The sequence below is a fragment of the Bacillus sp. FCW2 genome (assembly GCF_021228595.1).
GTDB classification, from domain to species: domain Bacteria; phylum Bacillota; class Bacilli; order Bacillales; family Bacillaceae; genus Bacillus; species Bacillus velezensis.
Genome location: NZ_CP089436.1, coordinates 4,104,919 through 4,121,545, shown reverse-complemented (window position 1 = coordinate 4,121,545; position 16,627 = coordinate 4,104,919). Strand labels below are relative to the sequence as shown.

The window sequence follows — 16,627 nt, the reverse complement described above, 5'->3', positions numbered from 1 at the left end:
ACTTTGTCCATCACTCTTGAAGCGACTTAATTATTTTAACATATCAACTTCAATGCCGTCAATAACTTTTTAAAATTTCTTTTTTAAGAATTCGTTTCGTCATCAGCGACGTATATTAGAATACCACCCTTGATCCAACATGTCAACAATAATCGACAAATTAAATGATGAAGCGTTTAATGACTATCAAAGCCGCGATGCCGGGAATCCCCAGAATCCCGCTGATGCCCGTTGTAATCAGGTTAACAGGGATATGAATACCGAGACTGCCCCCGAACAAGTTCACACCCACCAGCAAAATCGCACCGGCAATAAACTTAATCGCAGTCACACCAATCCATCTTAGCGGTTTTGAAGATACTCCCCATAAAAAAAGCAAAGCAACCAGACCGACAATCAAACCGATAATGAAAAAAGGCTCCATGAATCTTCCCCCTCGCTTGTTTAGTACAAGCTTATGAGAAGATCCCGGAGAATAGACCTCTTACTTCCATCTGCTCATTTTCAAATTCCGCTGCTTCGCTTCTTTCAAATAAAAAAAGTACTTAGATTCAGCGACTTTCAGCTCAAACAACACCTCAGCGGAGGGCTCGAGACTTTTCTCGACCAGACTCTTCTGTCTGTTCCATTCTTCTTTTTGTTTAAAGAGCTGTTCTATCAGCTTCTCATCAAACTCTTTTCTTAATGTATTTCTGCGAAGAAAACCCATGCCTTGCCTTTTCCTCCCTTACAATTCACGTCTTCCTTCAAGAGCTTTTGAAAGAGTGACCTCATCAGCATATTCCAAATCACCGCCGACGGGCAGACCGTGGGCAATACGGGAGAGCTTGATGCCTGAGGGCTTTAACAGCCTTGATATATACATCGCTGTTGCTTCCCCTTCAATATTAGGGTTGGTTGCGAGAATAACTTCTGTCACTTGGTCATCCTGAAGACGTTTCAGCAGCTCCGGAATCTTAATATCCTCCGGGCCGATGCCGTCCATTGGTGAAATCGCGCCGTGAAGAACATGATACTGGCCGTTATATTCCTTCATTTTCTCCATTGCGATCACATCCTTAGGGTCTTGCACGACACAAATAACAGACTTATCCCTCCTTGTGTCCTCACATATATAACAAGGGTCCTGATCTGTTATATGTCCGCAAATTGAGCAATATGTCAGATTCCGCTTCGCATTGACAAGCGCCTTAGCAAAATCCAATACTGTGTCTTCTTTCATACCTAGAACAAAAAAAGCCAGACGAACCGCTGTTTTCGGTCCGATCCCTGGCAATTTCATAAAGCTGTCAATCAGCTTTGATATTGGTTCAGGATACTGCATGTTTATTTATCCCCCTAGAATAAACCCGGTATGTTCATTCCTTTTGTAAATTGTCCCATTGTCTCATTCGTCATGTCATCCACTTTTTTGAGGGCATCGTTTGTCGCAGCAAGAACCAGGTCCTGAAGCATTTCGATATCTTCCGGATCAACGACTTCTTCTTTAATGGCAACGTCTACAACTTCTTTTTGGCCGTTGACTTTTACAGTCACCATACCGCCACCCGCTGTGCCTTCAAGCACTTTTTCAGCAAGCTCCTCCTGAGCCTTCGCCATATCCTTTTGCATTTTTTGCATTTGTTTCATCATTTTTTGCATGTTTCCCATTCCGCCACGCATATTCAATCACTCTCTTTCATCTTATTAGTCTTTTATTTCGATTAAATCCGCTCCGACAAGTTTTTTCGCCTCTGCAATCAGCGGATCTTCTTCAGCCGGTTCGTTTGATCCTTCACTTTCCTGCTGGTGATCATTTAAAAATTCTTCTCTTATTTTACCCCATTGTGCTTCCGGAACGCCAATCAAATCCATTCTTTTCCCGAGCATTGATTCGAGAATCTGTTCAAGATTCGTACGGACTCCGTTATTGTCTTCTGCAACCATTTTACAATGGATTTCGTATTTAAATTTAAGCACAAATGCCTTTTGAGCAGCAGCCACCGGTTCACTGTCATTCAAAAGAGCCGCATGAGACACCTTATTCTGCTGTTTCAGGTGTGCCAGCAGCTTGCCCCAGCTGCTTTTAAGCTGTTCAAGATCAGGTCTTGTGGCTTCCTTCAATATCTCATGAATTCTTCCGACCGGAGCTTTATAATGGCTTTTTCCGCCTTTTTGAGGACGCGGAGCTTCTTTCGGAGCGCTTTCCATCTGAACCTTCACACCGGAGGTTTTCAGCCTTTCTACTTCCTGCTCAAGCTGCTGGATCTTATTCATCAGCATGCCGACCTCAGGGATGTCTCCGGCGGATTGCTGTGCCGTCTGGCATATTTTCACGACAGCCACTTCAAAAAAGATTCTTGGGTGGTTCGTCCACTTCATTTCCTGATGGCTTTTATTCAGGATATCAATCATCTCATATAAAGCAGGAGCCGGTATGTCACCGCTCAGATTCCGAAACGTTTCATCGACCTTCACCTTCTCCAGGACTCCTTCTAAACCGGGAGCGGCCTGGTACAAGAGCATATCCCTGAAATAGAAAATCATATCTTCAATCAGTTTGGCCGCATCTTTCCCCTGCTGGAGCAATTCATTCAGTGTTTCCAATGCCTCGGAAACCTGTTTGTGGTGAAGAGCAGATGCCAGTTTTCCAATATAGTGCTGAGAAACGGCTCCGGTAATGAGCAATGCGTCATCCACCGACAGCTCCTCGCCGCTGAATGATACGGCTTGATCGAGCAGGCTCAGCGCGTCCCTCATTCCTCCGTCCGCAGCACTCGCTATGATATCAAGGGCTCCTTCTTCCACCTTCAGCTGCTCTGCATCGACGATTGTCTTCATTCGTCCGACGATTGCTTTGGATGTAATCCGTTTGAAGTCAAAACGCTGACATCTGGAGATAATGGTTAAAGGAATCTTATGAGGCTCAGTCGTAGCTAATATGAAAATGCAATGTGCCGGCGGTTCTTCCAGCGTTTTCAGAAGCGCATTGAATGCGCCGATAGAGAGCATATGCACCTCATCTATAATATATACTTTGTAGGTGACGGCCGACGGGGCGAATTTTACTTTGTCACGGATGTCGCGGATTTCGTCTACGCCGTTATTCGACGCCGCATCTATTTCAATCACATCTGATATAGAGCCGTTTGTGATCCCCTTGCACGCCGCACACTCATTGCACGGTTCTTCTACGGGGGCGTGCTCACAGTTGACTGCTTTCGCAAATATTTTAGCTGCACTGGTTTTTCCCGTTCCCCGCGGTCCAGAAAACAGATATGCATGAGAAAATTTCTTTTGCAAAAGGGCATTTTGCAGCGTTTTCGTAATGTGTTCCTGTCCGACCACATCTTCAAACTGCTGAGGCCTAAATACTCGATATAAAGCTTGGTAACCCACAGGATGCGCCCTCCTCTGTTATTCATCATGTTTATTATACATGAACGTGCTTTTAACGCCAAAACCCGTTTTTCATATACGAAAAAACTCACCTGCCATAAACAGGTGAGTCTGAAATTTGATGATTGATTTACCGTGCACCTTCTGTCGATTCGCTACCCTAAGCGTTACTTAAGCAGTTAGCTCAGTCCAGGCAACCCTGCGGCACATGAGAGGTTTCACTTAATGCTGCTTCCTTCCGGACCTGACATGGTTCATGAATTCCCATTGCGCAGGACCCAGACGTCAACGCCACTTACTTAAGGCAGACCTTACAGTAAACGAACCTCGAGAAGGGATTCGGCCCCGCTAGAGCGGATTGCGGGTACAGGGCACCGCTACCTCCCCGCTTAGCACGGCAAAATAAATATCAAATTTTGATATGCGCACCATTCATGATGCACACATAAGTATATCTGCTTCAGGCAGAAAATGCAACCGTACTACTCAGACAACTTTTTCCTCATGTCTTTCTTTTGCCGGCGCAGCTTTCTGAAAAAAGCGCTGAGCATTTCTCCGCACTCTTCTCCGAGCACGCCGCTCACCACTTCCGCTTGGTGGTTGAACCGCTCTTCCTGCAAGAGGTTCATCAGCGTTCCTGTACAGCCCCCCTTGGGATCAAATGCGCCGAATACGACCTTATCGACTCTCGAAAGCACGACGGCTCCCGCGCACATCGGACACGGCTCCAAAGTGACATAAAGAACGGCATCCTCAAGTCTCCATGTCCCCAGCTTACGGCACGCTTCGTCTATCGCCAGCATTTCGGCGTGGGCAAGCGACCTCTGTTCAGTCTCCCGTAGATTATGCGCCCGCGCCACGATCTCATCGTGCAGAACAAGAACTGCTCCGATCGGCACTTCACCTTTCGCTTCGGCTTTCTTCGCTTCTTTTATGGCTTCTCTCATATAATATTCATCATTCATAGGTTCGAGCTCTCTTCTTAAGTTTTTTCATGTCTCATAAAGGTTAAAATAGGAATACCCCAGCAGAAAGGAGTTGCCAGTATTGTCTGAACCTAACAACACAGCCCTTCTGATTGTCGATATGATTAACAATTTTCAATTTGATATGGGCGAACGACTTGCTGAAAAAACCAAACAAATTGTCCCCCGTATTTTATCATTAAAGAAGCATGCAAAACAAAGCAACTGGCCGATTATTTATATTAATGATCATTACGGACTCTGGAAGGCTGATATTGATGCCATCAGGGAGGAATGCAGCAACGACAGAAGCGCCCCCATTATAAAAGATATTTCGCCTCAGCCGGATGATTATTTTCTCATTAAACCGAAGCATTCCGCTTTTTACGAAACGGCGCTTCACACCCTTCTGACTGAATTACAAGTGAACCGATTAATCATCACGGGGATTGCCGGGAACATTTGTGTGCTGTTTACGGCCAACGACGCCTATATGAGAGAATACAGCATTACCATTCCGAAAGACTGCATCGCTTCCAATAACGACGAAGACAATGATTTCGCTTTGACCATGATGGAGAATGTTCTCTTCGCAGAAATAACCACGGAAAAACAAATTACCGCCGAAAAATAAACATGATCAGCCTCCTTTTTTCATATATTGATAGCGGATATGAAAGGAGGCGTTTTTCATTCAGATCTATATAGTGAAACGGGGCGACACGCTTTCCGCTATTGCGGCGCGCTACCGGACAGCCGCAAATGTCATTGCGGAAGCAAATAAACTGCCTAATCCAAATACATTGGTTGTCGGACAAACCCTTGTCATCCCGATTGAGGGTCAATATTACGAAGTGAAACAAGGTGATACTCTCGAGGCAATCGCCGGCCGTTTTCATACATCGGCCGCGGAGCTTGCGAGGGTGAACGGAATTCAGCCCGGCACCACATTGAGAGTCGGAACCCGCCTTTACATTCCGCAGCAGGCGAATAAGCCCGATATCGAATCAAACGCATATATAGAACCGCGGGGAACGAGCGTAAGCGCTAATCTGCAGCAGGCGGCAAGGGAGGCCTCTCCTTATTTAACATACCTCGGCGCATTCAGTTTTCAAGTGCAGCGGAACGGGACTTTAAAGGAACCGCCTCTGACCAATTTAAAAAGCATCAGTGACAGGCACAACACCACACTGATGATGATCATCACCAACCTTGAAAATGACGCATTCAGCGATGAACTCGGGCGGCTCATCTTGAATGACAATACAGTGAAAACAAAACTTTTTCAGGAAATCGTCTCCACGGCTAAAAAGCACGGCTTTCGCGATATTCACTTTGATTTCGAATATTTACGTCCACAGGACAGAGAAGCCTACAATCGTTTTTTACGTGAAGCGAGAACGATTTTTCATCGGGAAGGCTGGAAGATTTCAACGGCGCTTGCTCCGAAAACGAGCGCGACTCAGGCCGGCAAATGGTACGAAGCACATGACTATAGGGCACATGGAGAAATCGTCGATTTTGTCGTGATCATGACATATGAGTGGGGATACAGCGGAGGCCCGGCTCAGGCCGTATCACCTATCGGCCCTGTAAGAAATGTCATTGAGTACGCACTGACGGAAATGCCTTCTTCAAAAATCGTCATGGGCCAGAATATGTACGGCTACGATTGGACACTGCCTTTCAAACAGGGAACGACAGCGAAAGCCGTCAGTCCTCAGCAGGCAATCGCTCTGGCAGCACGCCATAAAGTCGACATTCAATATGACGAAACCGCCCAGGCTCCATTCTTTCGTTACACGGATGAAAATCAGAGACGGCATGAAGTATGGTTTGAAGATGCCCGGTCCATTCAAGCGAAATTCAATTTAATTAAAGAACTGCATTTAAGAGGGATCAGCTATTGGAAACTCGGCCTTTCTTTCCCGCAAAACTGGCTTTTGCTCAACGATCAATTTCATATTGTAAAAGAGACGTTTCGTTAATTGGAAGCGTCTTTTTTCATGGGCTTTTCTGAGAGTGTGATACAATATATAGGCCGGCAGCTGACGGATGTTTGCAGAATTAAGGAGGATTTTCAATGAACAGAGCCCCTTTTATCGCGGTAGAAGGTCCTATCGGGGCAGGAAAAACGACACTCGCTACGATGCTTTCTGAAGAGCTCGGTTTTCCTATGATTAATGAGATTGTGGAAGACAATCCTTATCTCGATAAGTTTTATGACAATATCGAGGAGTGGAGTTTCCAGCTTGAAATGTTTTTTCTATGTCACAGGTATAAACAGCTTGAAGACACCGATCGAGATTATTTAAAACAAGGACAGCCCGTTTTGTCCGATTATCATATTTATAAAAATGTTATTTTCGCAGAGCGTACATTGCACGGCCAAAAGCTTGAGAAATATAAGCAGATTTATCATCTGCTCACTCACGACCTGCCGAAACCGAATGTTATTGTATACATAAAGGCAAGCCTGCCGACATTGCTTCAACGCATTGAAAAACGCGGGCGCCCGTTTGAGAAAAATATCGAACATCAATATCTGGAACGTCTCATTGCAGATTACGACACAGCCATCAGACAGCTTCAGGAAGAAGATCCGGATATATCTGTACTGACCATTGACGGTGATACTGAAGACTTTGTTTTGAATAAGACAGACTATGAAAGAATTGCCCGTCAGGTAAAGGAGCTTATTAAATGAAAGACATTCATATTCCAAACAACGCCATTATCACAGTAGCGGGAACGGTAGGAGTCGGAAAATCGACTTTGACCAAAGCTTTAGCAAAACGGCTCGGGTTTCATACCTCACTCGAAGAAGTGGATGAAAATCCTTATTTAGAGAAGTTTTATCACGATTTTGAACGCTGGAGCTTCCATTTGCAAATTTATTTTCTGGCTGAGCGGTTCAAAGAGCAGAAAAACATGTTTGAATCAGGCGGCGGATTTGTGCAGGACCGTTCGATTTATGAAGATACAGGCATATTCGCAAAAATGCATGCCGATAAAGGAACCATGTCGCTGACAGATTACACAACATACACAAGCCTATTTGAGGCGATGGTCATGACGCCGTACTTCCCGCATCCTGATGTTTTGATCTATTTAGAAGGCGACCTTGAAAACATTATAAACCGGATTGAAAAGCGGGGCCGCGAGATGGAGCTGCAGACAAACCGCTCCTATTGGGAAGAGATGTATACACGGTACGAAGACTGGATCAGCGGTTTTAACGCCTGCCCTGTGCTGAAAGTACGCATTGAAGATTATGACCTTGAAGCTGATGAACAGTCACTGGAACCTTTGATCGAAAAAATCAGTCACGTGATCAACGAAAACAGAAACAAATAAAAATAATAAAGCGATTTTCCCCGAACAGAGAAAATCGCTTTTTTTGCATATAAAAAATCCGCTGCATCACATGCAGCGGACAAAACAATCTCCAATATATGCTCGAGTTTCATTAGGTTTAAAATCAATATGGCGGAGGAAGAGGGATTCGAACCCCCGCGGGCTTTGACACCCCTGTCGGTTTTCAAGACCGATCCCTTCAGCCAGACTTGGGTATTCCTCCGTATCGACATTTAATAATATACCACATGACCTAAATTTCAGTCAAGCGCTTTTTCATATTTTTTATTTCATTTCTTAAACGGCTTGTCCGTCAGCTTTACTATCATACAAAAGTCTTGCGTTCAATTCAACCTCAGTATGCCATACGGGCAGGAAAACACAGTAAAAATCAAGAATAGATTCAAACAGATAACCTGCTCATAAAGGTGGAGAACATAATGAAAATCATCATTGCACCCGATTCTTTCAAAGAAAGCATGACATCGAAAGAAGCCGCTGACAGCATAGAAATAGGATTCAAAGCGGTCTTCCCTGACGCGGAATATATCAAGATACCCGCGGCCGACGGCGGAGAAGGAACCGTTCAGGCTTTGACGGATGCCACTGGCGGAAGCATCATCAAAAAAACTGTGACCGGTCCGCTGGGAACGCCGGTAAACGCCGCATATGGACTTCTGGGAGACGGACGCACGGCAGTCATTGAAATGGCGGAAGCATCGGGACTTCATCTCGTTCCCCGCCATCTCAGAGATCCATTGCACACAACGACAAGAGGAACGGGTGAACTGATAGCAGATGCAGCTTCCCGCGGGGCGGGTGAGATCATCATCGGGCTTGGCGGGAGCGCAACCAATGACGGCGGAACAGGAATGGCGAGCGCGCTCGGTGTGCGTTTCTTAAATAAGGAAGGTCAGGAGATACCTGACGGCGGAGGCGCTCTGCACACCCTAGCTTCTATTGATATAGGCGGTCTCTCTCCTGATCTGAGACATATCCGTTTTCGCGCCGCATGTGATGTCGAAAATCCTCTGACCGGTGAAAACGGCGCGTCATATGTCTTCGGCCCGCAAAAAGGGGCGTCCGAGAAGACTAAAGTTGTATTGGATCGCAACTTACGCCATTTCGCTGACGTATTGAGACGTCAGCACCATATCGAAGCGGATACCGTAAAAGGCGCGGGCGCCGCAGGGGGACTGGGCGCCGGACTGATCGCTTTCTTACAGGCAGAACTTCAAAGCGGGATTGATGTTGTATTAGATACACTGTCCTTCTCAGATCAGATAAGAGGCGCTGACCTTGTCATTACCGGAGAGGGGCAGATAGACGGACAAACGATATTCGGCAAAACCCCCGTCGGGATCGCCGCACGCGCATCTGCTCAAGAAATTCCCGTTATCGCATTGGCAGGCTCCTTAGGCAAAAATTTCGAGCATGTTTACAGCGCAGGAATAACAGCTGTATTTTCTATCGTGCCGGGTGCTGTAAGTCTTGAAGACGCCTTAGCATCCGGCCGTTTTAACCTTGAAAGCACAGCCCGGAATGCCGCCGCTCTATACCGGGCAGCAAAAAAGGCGCGCCTCTAGGGCGCACCTTTTACGGGTTGATGACTTCTTTATTTCCCATATAAGGACGAAGCACTTTCGGAATAATGACACTTCCGTCTTCCTGCTGATAGTTTTCTAAGATGGCAGCTACTGTTCTGCCGACTGCAAGACCTGAACCGTTTAATGTATGCACATGCTCCGGCTTGCCTTTCGCTTCGCGTCTGAATCGAATGTTTGCGCGTCTCGCCTGGAAGGCCTCAAAGTTACTGCAAGAAGAAATTTCACGGTATGTGTCTTGGCTTGGAATCCATACCTCAATATCGTACTTTTTCGCGGCTGTAAAGCCGAGATCACCGGTACACATGCTCATGACACGATACGGCAGTTCGAGCAGCTGAAGCACCCGCTCGGCTTGATTTGTCAGTTTTTCAAGCTCCTCATAAGAATCTTCAGGCTTCACGAATTTCACAAGCTCAACCTTGTTGAACTGATGCTGGCGGATCAAACCGCGTGTATCACGGCCGGCAGACCCCGCTTCTGAACGGAAGCAAGCGCTGAATGCGGCATAATTGATCGGCAGGTTCTCACCGGATAAGATTTCATCGCGGTGCATATTTGTAATCGGCACTTCCGCCGTCGGAATTAAGAAATAATCCTCTTCTCTGATTTTAAAAGCATCCTCTTCAAATTTAGGAAGCTGTCCCGTACCTGTCATGCTCGTACGGTTTACCATATAAGGAGGAATGACTTCCGTGTAATCATATTCATCAACGTGAAGATCCAGCATAAAGTTGTAGAGCGCGCGTTCGAGGCGGGCGCCTAATCCTTTATAAAACACAAACCGGCTGCCTGTTACTTTTGAAGCGCGTTCAAAATCAAGAATGTTTAAATGGTCTGCGATATCCCAATGCGGTTTCGGCTCATATGAAAATGCCGGCGCCTCTCCCCACTTGCGAATTTCAATGTTATCATCTTCCGTTTCCCCGACGGGCACTGAATCGTGCGGGATGTTCGGAATAGACAGAAGGATGGTTTCGAGCGTCGTTTCGACAGTACGAAGCTCTTCATCAAGCTTCTTAATTTCTTCGCCCACTTCACGCATCTCTTTAATAATATGATCAGCGTCTTTTTTCTCCCGTTTCAAAACGGCGACCTGCTGAGACACTTCATTGCGTTTTCCCTTCAGTTCTTCTACTTTACCGATAAGCTCTCTTCTCTTTTCGTCCAGCTCTTCAAACTTGTCAAAGTCAGATAAGTCTTCGCCTTTTGGAATGAGCTTCGCTTTTACCTCTTGAAAATTGGCTCTCAGCACCTTCGTATCAATCATGCCTAACAACTCCTATCTGTTTTTATCGAAAATAAAAAAGAGCCCTCATCCCCTAAAAGGGACGAGAGCTCTCGCGTTGCCACCCTGATTGAAAACAAGCTCACACTTGCTTCCCGCTTTAACACATAACGGTTTTCCCGTAAATGCCTACTTGTTTTCAGCATTTCGCTCAAGGACGGATTCGGACAGCATCTTTCACCGATTCGCACCACCCATCGGCTCTCTTTGAAAGAGAGGCTCCCTACTGCTTCCTGTCAACGCTTTTCGATCTTTATTTGTGTTTATAATGTACTATAAGTATCAGCGGTTTTCAACTGTTTTATACAGCTGTTTCCTGCTTATGCTTTTCCGCCATCTTCACAAACAGCTCTGTCACCCGGTGATCATCCGTCAGTTCAGGATGGAACGAGCAGCCGAGGAAATTCCCCTGCTTTGCAGCCACGATGCGTCCGTTATGCTCACAAAGCACTTCAACATCTTCTCCGGCTTCTAAAATATGCGGCGCGCGAATAAATACACCCGTAAACGGCTCATCAAGGCCTTTAATCGTCAGATCAGCTTCAAAGCTGTCGACCTGACGGCCAAAGGAATTACGCTCGACGACAACGTTCAACAGCCCTAAATGAGCGTTATCCGTTCCCGCTATCTCTTTGGCTAAGATAATCAGACCGGCGCATGTGCCGAACATCGGCTTGCCTTGGGCGGCAAACTCGCGAAGCGGCTCCATAAAATGATACGTATCCATTAAACGCCGCATCGTCGTGCTTTCCCCGCCCGGCAGGATTAAGCCGTCGATGTCATTCAGCTGTTCAGGACGCTTAATGACGACACCTTTTGAACCACATGCTTCAATTGAACGAATATGTTCTCTTACTGCTCCTTGAAGTCCAAGTACACCAATTGTTAACATGCTTCCAGCTCTCCTATGATTTTACCAGCCGCGTTCTTGCATACGCTGTTCCGGCAATAGATTTGAGATTTCGATTCCTTTCATTGCTGTGCCTAATTCTTTAGAAAGCTCAGCGATCAGTTTGTAATCTGTGTAATGAGTCGTTGCTTCAACAATTGCTTTGGCGAATTTAGCAGGGTTGTCTGATTTGAAAATACCTGAACCGACAAATACGCCGTCAGCGCCAAGCTGCATCATCAATGCCGCGTCAGCAGGCGTCGCTACTCCGCCGGCAGCAAAGTTCACTACAGGCAGTTTGCCGTCACGTTTGATTTGAAGAAGCAGTTCATAAGGAGCGCCGAGGTTTTTAGCTTCAGTCATCAGCTCATCATCGCTCATCGCAACAACTTTGCGCACTTGTGCGTTTACTTTTCTCATATGGCGGACAGCTTCCACAATGTTTCCTGTTCCCGGTTCGCCTTTTGTACGAAGCATGGAAGCTCCTTCGGCGATACGGCGCGTTGCTTCGCCGAGATCACGGCAGCCGCATACGAACGGGACTGTATATTCATTTTTATTTAAATGAAATTCTTCGTCAGCCGGAGTCAGAACTTCACTTTCATCGATGTAATCTACTCCCATTGCTTCAAGGACACGCGCTTCAACGATATGTCCGATACGCGCTTTTGCCATTACGGGAATGGATACAGCATTCATTACTTCTTCAACGATTGTCGGATCAGCCATACGGGCAACACCGCCGGCAGCGCGAATATCAGCCGGAACGCGTTCTAACGCCATTACGGCAACAGCTCCCGCCTCTTCCGCAATCTTCGCTTGTTCAGCATTTACAACGTCCATGATGACGCCGCCTTTTTGCATTTCCGCCATGCCGCGTTTTACACGATCAGTACCTGTTTGAGCCATTATTTGGTCCCCCTAGTCAATGTATAGTTAGATAATTTCCATCTCTTATTGTATCCCAGAAATACAATATTTCATATGGGTATTCTTATTTTACAGCGAGATGAATAAGATAGATATCATTTTTTACTAATAATTTGTTTTTTTCAGTATATTAAGCAAAAGAGCCCTAACTTTCATCAGAGCTCTTTCTTATTTCTTAAAACCAGCCTGTTACCGTGTCAACGGCGCTGTTCCAGATTCCGGAGAAGAATCCGCCGATGCCGCGCATCATCTGAACAAACCAGTTTGCTTTATCTACATCATTTTTCGTTACAAGATTCACGCTGAACTCTTTGGATTTGAGGAAGCCATAGTCTTTGTCACTGCCTTTGTATGTAACTGTCAGCGTTCCGACTTTCGTTCCCTTTTTCACAGGAGCCGTGATTTCTTTTTTATCTAAAGTCACTTCGGCTTTATAGTTCTTTTCATCCCCGCTTTTCACAGGAATAGAAAGCGCCTTGTCAGTAACAATATCGACTTGCTTGTCTTTCCCTTTTTCAACGTCAATCGTTTTGTGCCCTTTTACTTGAGAGCCTTCAGGGTAAAGATCTTTCATTGAGAAATTGCTGTTAAATGCGTAATCGAGCATTTTTTTCGTTTCATCAAAACGTCCGGTATGCAGGTTGCCTTTTGCGTTTAATACAACGGTGATGACCCGCATTCCGTTCCGCTGTGCTGTGCTTGTAAAACAAGATCCCGCAGAATCAGTAGAACCCGTTTTTAAGCCGTCAACGCCAGGGTATTCAGAAACAAGACCTTTTAACATGAAGTTCCAGTTCGGCATGTCCATTTCATCATCAGTGCCGGCTCTGAATTTCGTCTTAGCAATGCTTGTTGTTTTGAGAACTTCCGGATAATCAGTGATCAGGCGGTCTGCAAGAAGCGCCATGTCTTTAGCAGAAACTTCACTTTCTTCTTTAACGCCTTCTCCTTGCGGCTGCTTGCCGTGAAGGTCTTCATTCACAAGCCCTGTGGCATTTTTAAAATCATAGTTTGTCATACCTAATTCTTTGGCTTTCGCATTCATTTCAGCGACAAATTTTGTTTCAGTTCCGGCAAGAATTTCGGCAACTGCAATCGCGGCTCCGTTGGCAGAGTAAATCGCCATAGCCTGATACAGTTCTTTAACCGTGTATTTGCCGTCTTTTCGAAGGGGGACGTTTGATAAACTGTTGTCTTGAGAAATTTCATAGACATAATCATCAGGAGTATACGTTTGATCCCATTTCACTTTTCCTTCTTTAATGGCTTCCAGAAGCAGATATTCAGTCATCATTTTTGTCATGCTGGCAATCGGCAGTCTTTTGTCTGCATTTTTACTGTATAAAATTTTTCCCGATGAAGCCTCAATCATTATCGCAGCTGATGCGTTGACATCAATCGGGTCATTGCCGGCTGCCTCCGCTTTAGACATCGGAACAAAGCAAGTTGCGGCCAGTGCCAGTACCACTAATGACACCAACAGCTGTTTCCATTTCGTGATGTTCAATCTTACGACCTCCGTCATTCATTTTAAATCTATAATTAAGCCGTTAAGGACATATTCAAATTCAAAACACAACAGTATAAATTTTATCACACTCGATATAAAAAAAATAGACAGAGTCAGCGACCCTGTCAAATGTTTTTTATTTGTAACAATTATGAGATTGTGTAGTTTGGTGATTCTTTCGTAATTTGGACATCATGCGGATGACTTTCGCGAAGACCGGCACCTGTCATACGGATGAATTGAGCCTCTTCTCTTAAAGCGCGCAAGTCTTTTGAACCGCAATATCCCATACCTGAACGAAGACCGCCGACAAGCTGATACACTGTTTCTTCTACAGGACCTTTGTATGGAGTCCGTCCTTCGATACCTTCAGGGACGAATTTCTTATTTTCTTCTTGGAAATATCGGTCTTTACTGCCTTTTTCCATGGCAGCGACAGAACCCATACCGCGATACACTTTAAATCTTCTGCCTTGATAGATTTCAGTCTCTCCCGGGCTTTCTGAAGTACCGGCAAGCAGGCTTCCGAGCATTACGGCATGTCCGCCTGAAGCCAACGCTTTCGTAATATCTCCTGAGAATTTAATACCGCCGTCTGCGATAATTGTCGCGCCGTGTTTTCTCGCTTCAGTGGCACAATCATAAATGGCAGTGATCTGCGGTACGCCTACACCTGCAACGACGCGTGTCGTACAGATAGAACCAGGTCCGATTCCCACTTTTACAATATTTGCTCCGGCTTCAATCAGAGCTTTTGTCGCTTCAGCCGTTGCAACATTTCCCGCGATAATGTTCAGTTCAGGATATGTTTCACGGATTTTCGCAACTGTGTTCAGTACGCCTCTGGAATGTCCGTGAGCCGTATCAACCACGATAACGTCGACATTCGCTTCAACAAGCTTGCTGACGCGTGTCATTGTATCGCCTGTCACACCTACCGCAGCGCCGACAATAAGGCGTCCGTGTTCATCTTTAGATGAATTCGGGAATTCGATAACCTTTTCAATATCTTTGATCGTGATAAGACCTTTTAATTTGTTTTGGTCATCCACTAACGGAAGTTTTTCAATTTTATGTTTCTGTAAGATTTTTTCTGCTTCGTCTAATGTGGTTCCCACAGGAGCCGTAACCAGCTCTTCTTTTGTCATGACATCACTGATTTTCATTGAATAATCAGAGATAAAGCGAAGATCACGGTTTGTGATGATACCGACAAGCTTTTGATCGTCTTTATTATCTACGATCGGAACACCGGAAATTCTGTATTTACCCATCAAATGCTCCGCATCGAATACTTGATGATCAGGTGTTAAAAAGAAGGGATTTGTAATAACGCCCCGTTCAGAACGTTTGACTTTGTCAACATGTTCAGCCTGCTGTTCGATGGACATGTTTTTATGGATAATGCCCAAGCCGCCCTGTCTGGCCATCGCAATCGCCATAGCTGATTCTGTTACTGTATCCATTCCCGCACTGATGACAGGAATATTAAGCTTTAACGTCTTTGTCAGTTCAACAGATAAATCCACATCACGCGGAAGTACGTCTGATTGAGCCGGTACGAGCAGTACATCATCGAACGTTAAGCCTTCTTTTGAAAATTTACTTTCCCACATTAGTAAATCCCCCTCTTTTCGGCAAAATATTATATGTAGATTATCAACTAGAAAACAGCATGTCAAGGAAGCGAAAAAGAGTTGAAATATTTAGATAAAGGAAAGGGTTTAAAAATACGTATGAGAGATCATGAGTGGAAAGAGTTATCATTATTTTATTCCGTAGAATCTTCCCAGAAATTTCTAAATAAAGTCTATACAGATAGCGGCATGGAAGAACCAAAACGATATGCGTTTAAGAACAGTGAGCGTTTCATATTCTTTATCAAACACGCCGAGTCCTTTTATAAGCAGGCATCTCTTTCCCCTTTAGAAATTAAGCCTATTCTGTTGTTTTACGGGATGTCACAATTGCTGAAAGCCTGCCTTCTGACCACAGATCCAAGCTATCCAAGCCACGCCTCAGTACTCGCGCATGGCGTGACTGCCCGGAAACGCAAAAAGCAAAATTACTCCTTTAGGGATGATGAAGTGAAGGTGCAGCGCAATGGCTTATGTATTCATGTAATGAAGCACTTATTCGGAATAGCTGGTCTTGAGGAGGAACGGTATACGATGAAGAAATTGCTGACAGCCATACCTGAATTGCATACTGTCTTTTTCTTCCAAGGGAAAAAGAATTGGCTGACCCGAGTAGAGCTGAAAGATGACCTTATTTCAGTGCCTGAGCATGCGGTGATTCATTACAATATGTCTGATTCCCGCTTTGCTGAATATATCAGCCATCATTTGAAGTGGTCTTTTCTGAGGAAAGACCATAACCACTTGGTTTTTGAGGCTGACCCGATAGACAGAGAACCTTGGTCTTCGCCAAATTTATTGTTTCACTTGGAGAAAAACCAATATTACATTCCCTCTCAGCGTGATCACTTCCTGCATCTTCCGGAAATGATTATTCATTATTTGGTTCTCTACAATATCGGAATGATTGCGAGATATGAAACGGAGTGGTGGTATGAACTGCTGACACAGCATGTCAGTGATGATTATGTAATGATCCGCCGGTTCTTAGAGGTCACGGAACGCAAATTTCCGTATTACGTTTCTAATTTCCTGAAGCAATACTTATAAACAAAAAAGGCAGCTCATA

17 protein-coding genes, 1 tRNA gene, 1 other RNA gene and 1 other annotated feature are annotated in these 16,627 nt (G+C 45.2%); of the genes, 6 read left to right on the top strand and 13 right to left on the bottom strand.

Annotation, left to right across the window (positions count from 1 at the left end; all coding sequences use genetic code 11):
* Positions 1 to 160: 160 nt before the first annotated feature.
* The 7 genes from K3G25_RS20475 to tadA form a co-directional block, all read right to left on the bottom strand.
* Positions 161 to 424, bottom strand: coding sequence for a pro-sigmaK processing inhibitor BofA family protein (locus K3G25_RS20475; RefSeq protein ID WP_003150686.1), 264 nt, complete (start codon positions 422 to 424; stop codon positions 161 to 163).
* 60 nt (positions 425 to 484) lie between these two features.
* A complete protein-coding gene (locus tag K3G25_RS20470; protein WP_007408755.1) occupies positions 485 to 709 on the bottom strand; it encodes a YaaL family protein in 225 nt (74 codons plus the stop codon).
* A gap of 18 nt (positions 710 to 727) precedes the next feature.
* Positions 728 to 1,324, bottom strand: a complete 597-nt coding sequence (gene recR, locus K3G25_RS20465) for a recombination protein RecR (protein WP_003150697.1) — start codon at positions 1,322 to 1,324, stop codon at positions 728 to 730.
* 14 nt (positions 1,325 to 1,338) lie between these two features.
* The gene (locus K3G25_RS20460) at positions 1,339 to 1,662 is read right to left on the bottom strand and encodes a YbaB/EbfC family nucleoid-associated protein (RefSeq protein ID WP_003150700.1); all 324 of its coding nucleotides are present in this window, start codon (positions 1,660 to 1,662) and stop codon (positions 1,339 to 1,341) included.
* Positions 1,663 to 1,686: 24 nt separating this feature from the next.
* A complete protein-coding gene (dnaX, locus tag K3G25_RS20455) occupies positions 1,687 to 3,378 on the bottom strand; it encodes a DNA polymerase III subunit gamma/tau (RefSeq protein ID WP_029974839.1) in 1,692 nt (563 codons plus the stop codon).
* 133 nt (positions 3,379 to 3,511) lie between these two features.
* Positions 3,512 to 3,776: signal recognition particle sRNA large type (gene ffs / locus K3G25_RS20450), an RNA gene on the bottom strand.
* 84 nt (positions 3,777 to 3,860) lie between these two features.
* Complete coding sequence (gene tadA / locus K3G25_RS20445) at positions 3,861 to 4,343, bottom strand: tRNA adenosine(34) deaminase TadA (RefSeq protein WP_007615141.1); 483 nt, start codon at positions 4,341 to 4,343, stop codon at positions 3,861 to 3,863.
* Positions 4,344 to 4,425: 82 nt separating this feature from the next.
* Between tadA and K3G25_RS20440 the strand changes: the two genes are divergently transcribed.
* The 4 genes from K3G25_RS20440 (at position 4,426) to dck (ending at position 7,700) form a co-directional block, all read left to right on the top strand.
* On the top strand, positions 4,426 to 4,977 hold the full coding sequence (locus tag K3G25_RS20440; protein WP_269770604.1) for a cysteine hydrolase family protein: 552 nt from the start codon (positions 4,426 to 4,428) through the stop codon (positions 4,975 to 4,977).
* Positions 4,978 to 5,047: 70 nt separating this feature from the next.
* Entirely contained in the window at positions 5,048 to 6,331 is a 1,284-nt protein-coding gene (locus K3G25_RS20435) for a glycoside hydrolase family 18 protein (RefSeq protein WP_232489764.1), read from the top strand.
* A gap of 95 nt (positions 6,332 to 6,426) precedes the next feature.
* Entirely contained in the window at positions 6,427 to 7,050 is a 624-nt protein-coding gene (dgk, locus tag K3G25_RS20430; RefSeq protein ID WP_014416710.1) for a deoxyguanosine kinase, read from the top strand.
* Positions 7,047 to 7,700 carry a deoxyadenosine/deoxycytidine kinase gene (dck, locus tag K3G25_RS20425; protein ID WP_007615132.1) on the top strand — a complete coding sequence of 218 codons (654 nt, stop codon included), beginning with the start codon at positions 7,047 to 7,049 and terminating at the stop codon, positions 7,698 to 7,700. The genes dgk and dck overlap by 4 nt, the downstream gene beginning before the upstream one ends.
* A 130-nt stretch (positions 7,701 to 7,830) precedes the next feature.
* Here the strand turns inward: dck and K3G25_RS20420 are convergent.
* Positions 7,831 to 7,923 (bottom strand) — tRNA-Ser (locus K3G25_RS20420).
* A gap of 217 nt (positions 7,924 to 8,140) precedes the next feature.
* On the opposite strand from K3G25_RS20420, the gene K3G25_RS20415 reads away from it, so the two are divergent.
* Positions 8,141 to 9,286 (top strand): glycerate kinase, encoded by a 1,146-nt coding sequence (locus K3G25_RS20415; RefSeq protein ID WP_232489502.1) that lies wholly within the window; start codon positions 8,141 to 8,143, stop codon positions 9,284 to 9,286.
* Between the two features lie 10 nt (positions 9,287 to 9,296).
* Here the strand turns inward: K3G25_RS20415 and serS are convergent, their stop codons facing one another.
* The 5 genes from serS to guaB form a co-directional block, all read right to left on the bottom strand.
* Positions 9,297 to 10,574 (bottom strand): serine--tRNA ligase, encoded by a 1,278-nt coding sequence (gene serS, locus K3G25_RS20410; RefSeq protein ID WP_017419504.1) that lies wholly within the window; start codon positions 10,572 to 10,574, stop codon positions 9,297 to 9,299.
* A gap of 54 nt (positions 10,575 to 10,628) precedes the next feature.
* Positions 10,629 to 10,841, bottom strand: a binding site (T-box leader).
* Positions 10,842 to 10,893: 52 nt separating this feature from the next.
* Positions 10,894 to 11,484, bottom strand: a complete 591-nt coding sequence (gene pdxT, locus K3G25_RS20405) for a pyridoxal 5'-phosphate synthase glutaminase subunit PdxT (RefSeq protein ID WP_007615126.1) — start codon at positions 11,482 to 11,484, stop codon at positions 10,894 to 10,896.
* Between the two features lie 21 nt (positions 11,485 to 11,505).
* Positions 11,506 to 12,390 carry a pyridoxal 5'-phosphate synthase lyase subunit PdxS gene (pdxS, locus tag K3G25_RS20400; RefSeq protein WP_003150714.1) on the bottom strand — a complete coding sequence of 295 codons (885 nt, stop codon included), beginning with the start codon at positions 12,388 to 12,390 and terminating at the stop codon, positions 11,506 to 11,508.
* 196 nt (positions 12,391 to 12,586) lie between these two features.
* Positions 12,587 to 13,918 carry a D-alanyl-D-alanine carboxypeptidase gene (dacA, locus tag K3G25_RS20395; protein ID WP_011996156.1) on the bottom strand — a complete coding sequence of 444 codons (1,332 nt, stop codon included), beginning with the start codon at positions 13,916 to 13,918 and terminating at the stop codon, positions 12,587 to 12,589.
* A 152-nt stretch (positions 13,919 to 14,070) separates the two neighbouring features.
* Positions 14,071 to 15,537 (bottom strand): IMP dehydrogenase, encoded by a 1,467-nt coding sequence (guaB, locus tag K3G25_RS20390; RefSeq protein ID WP_003150717.1) that lies wholly within the window; start codon positions 15,535 to 15,537, stop codon positions 14,071 to 14,073.
* A gap of 120 nt (positions 15,538 to 15,657) precedes the next feature.
* On the opposite strand from guaB, the gene K3G25_RS20385 reads away from it, so the two are divergent.
* On the top strand, positions 15,658 to 16,608 hold the full coding sequence (locus tag K3G25_RS20385; protein WP_029974873.1) for a YaaC family protein: 951 nt from the start codon (positions 15,658 to 15,660) through the stop codon (positions 16,606 to 16,608).
* Positions 16,609 to 16,627 lie beyond the last annotated feature (19 nt).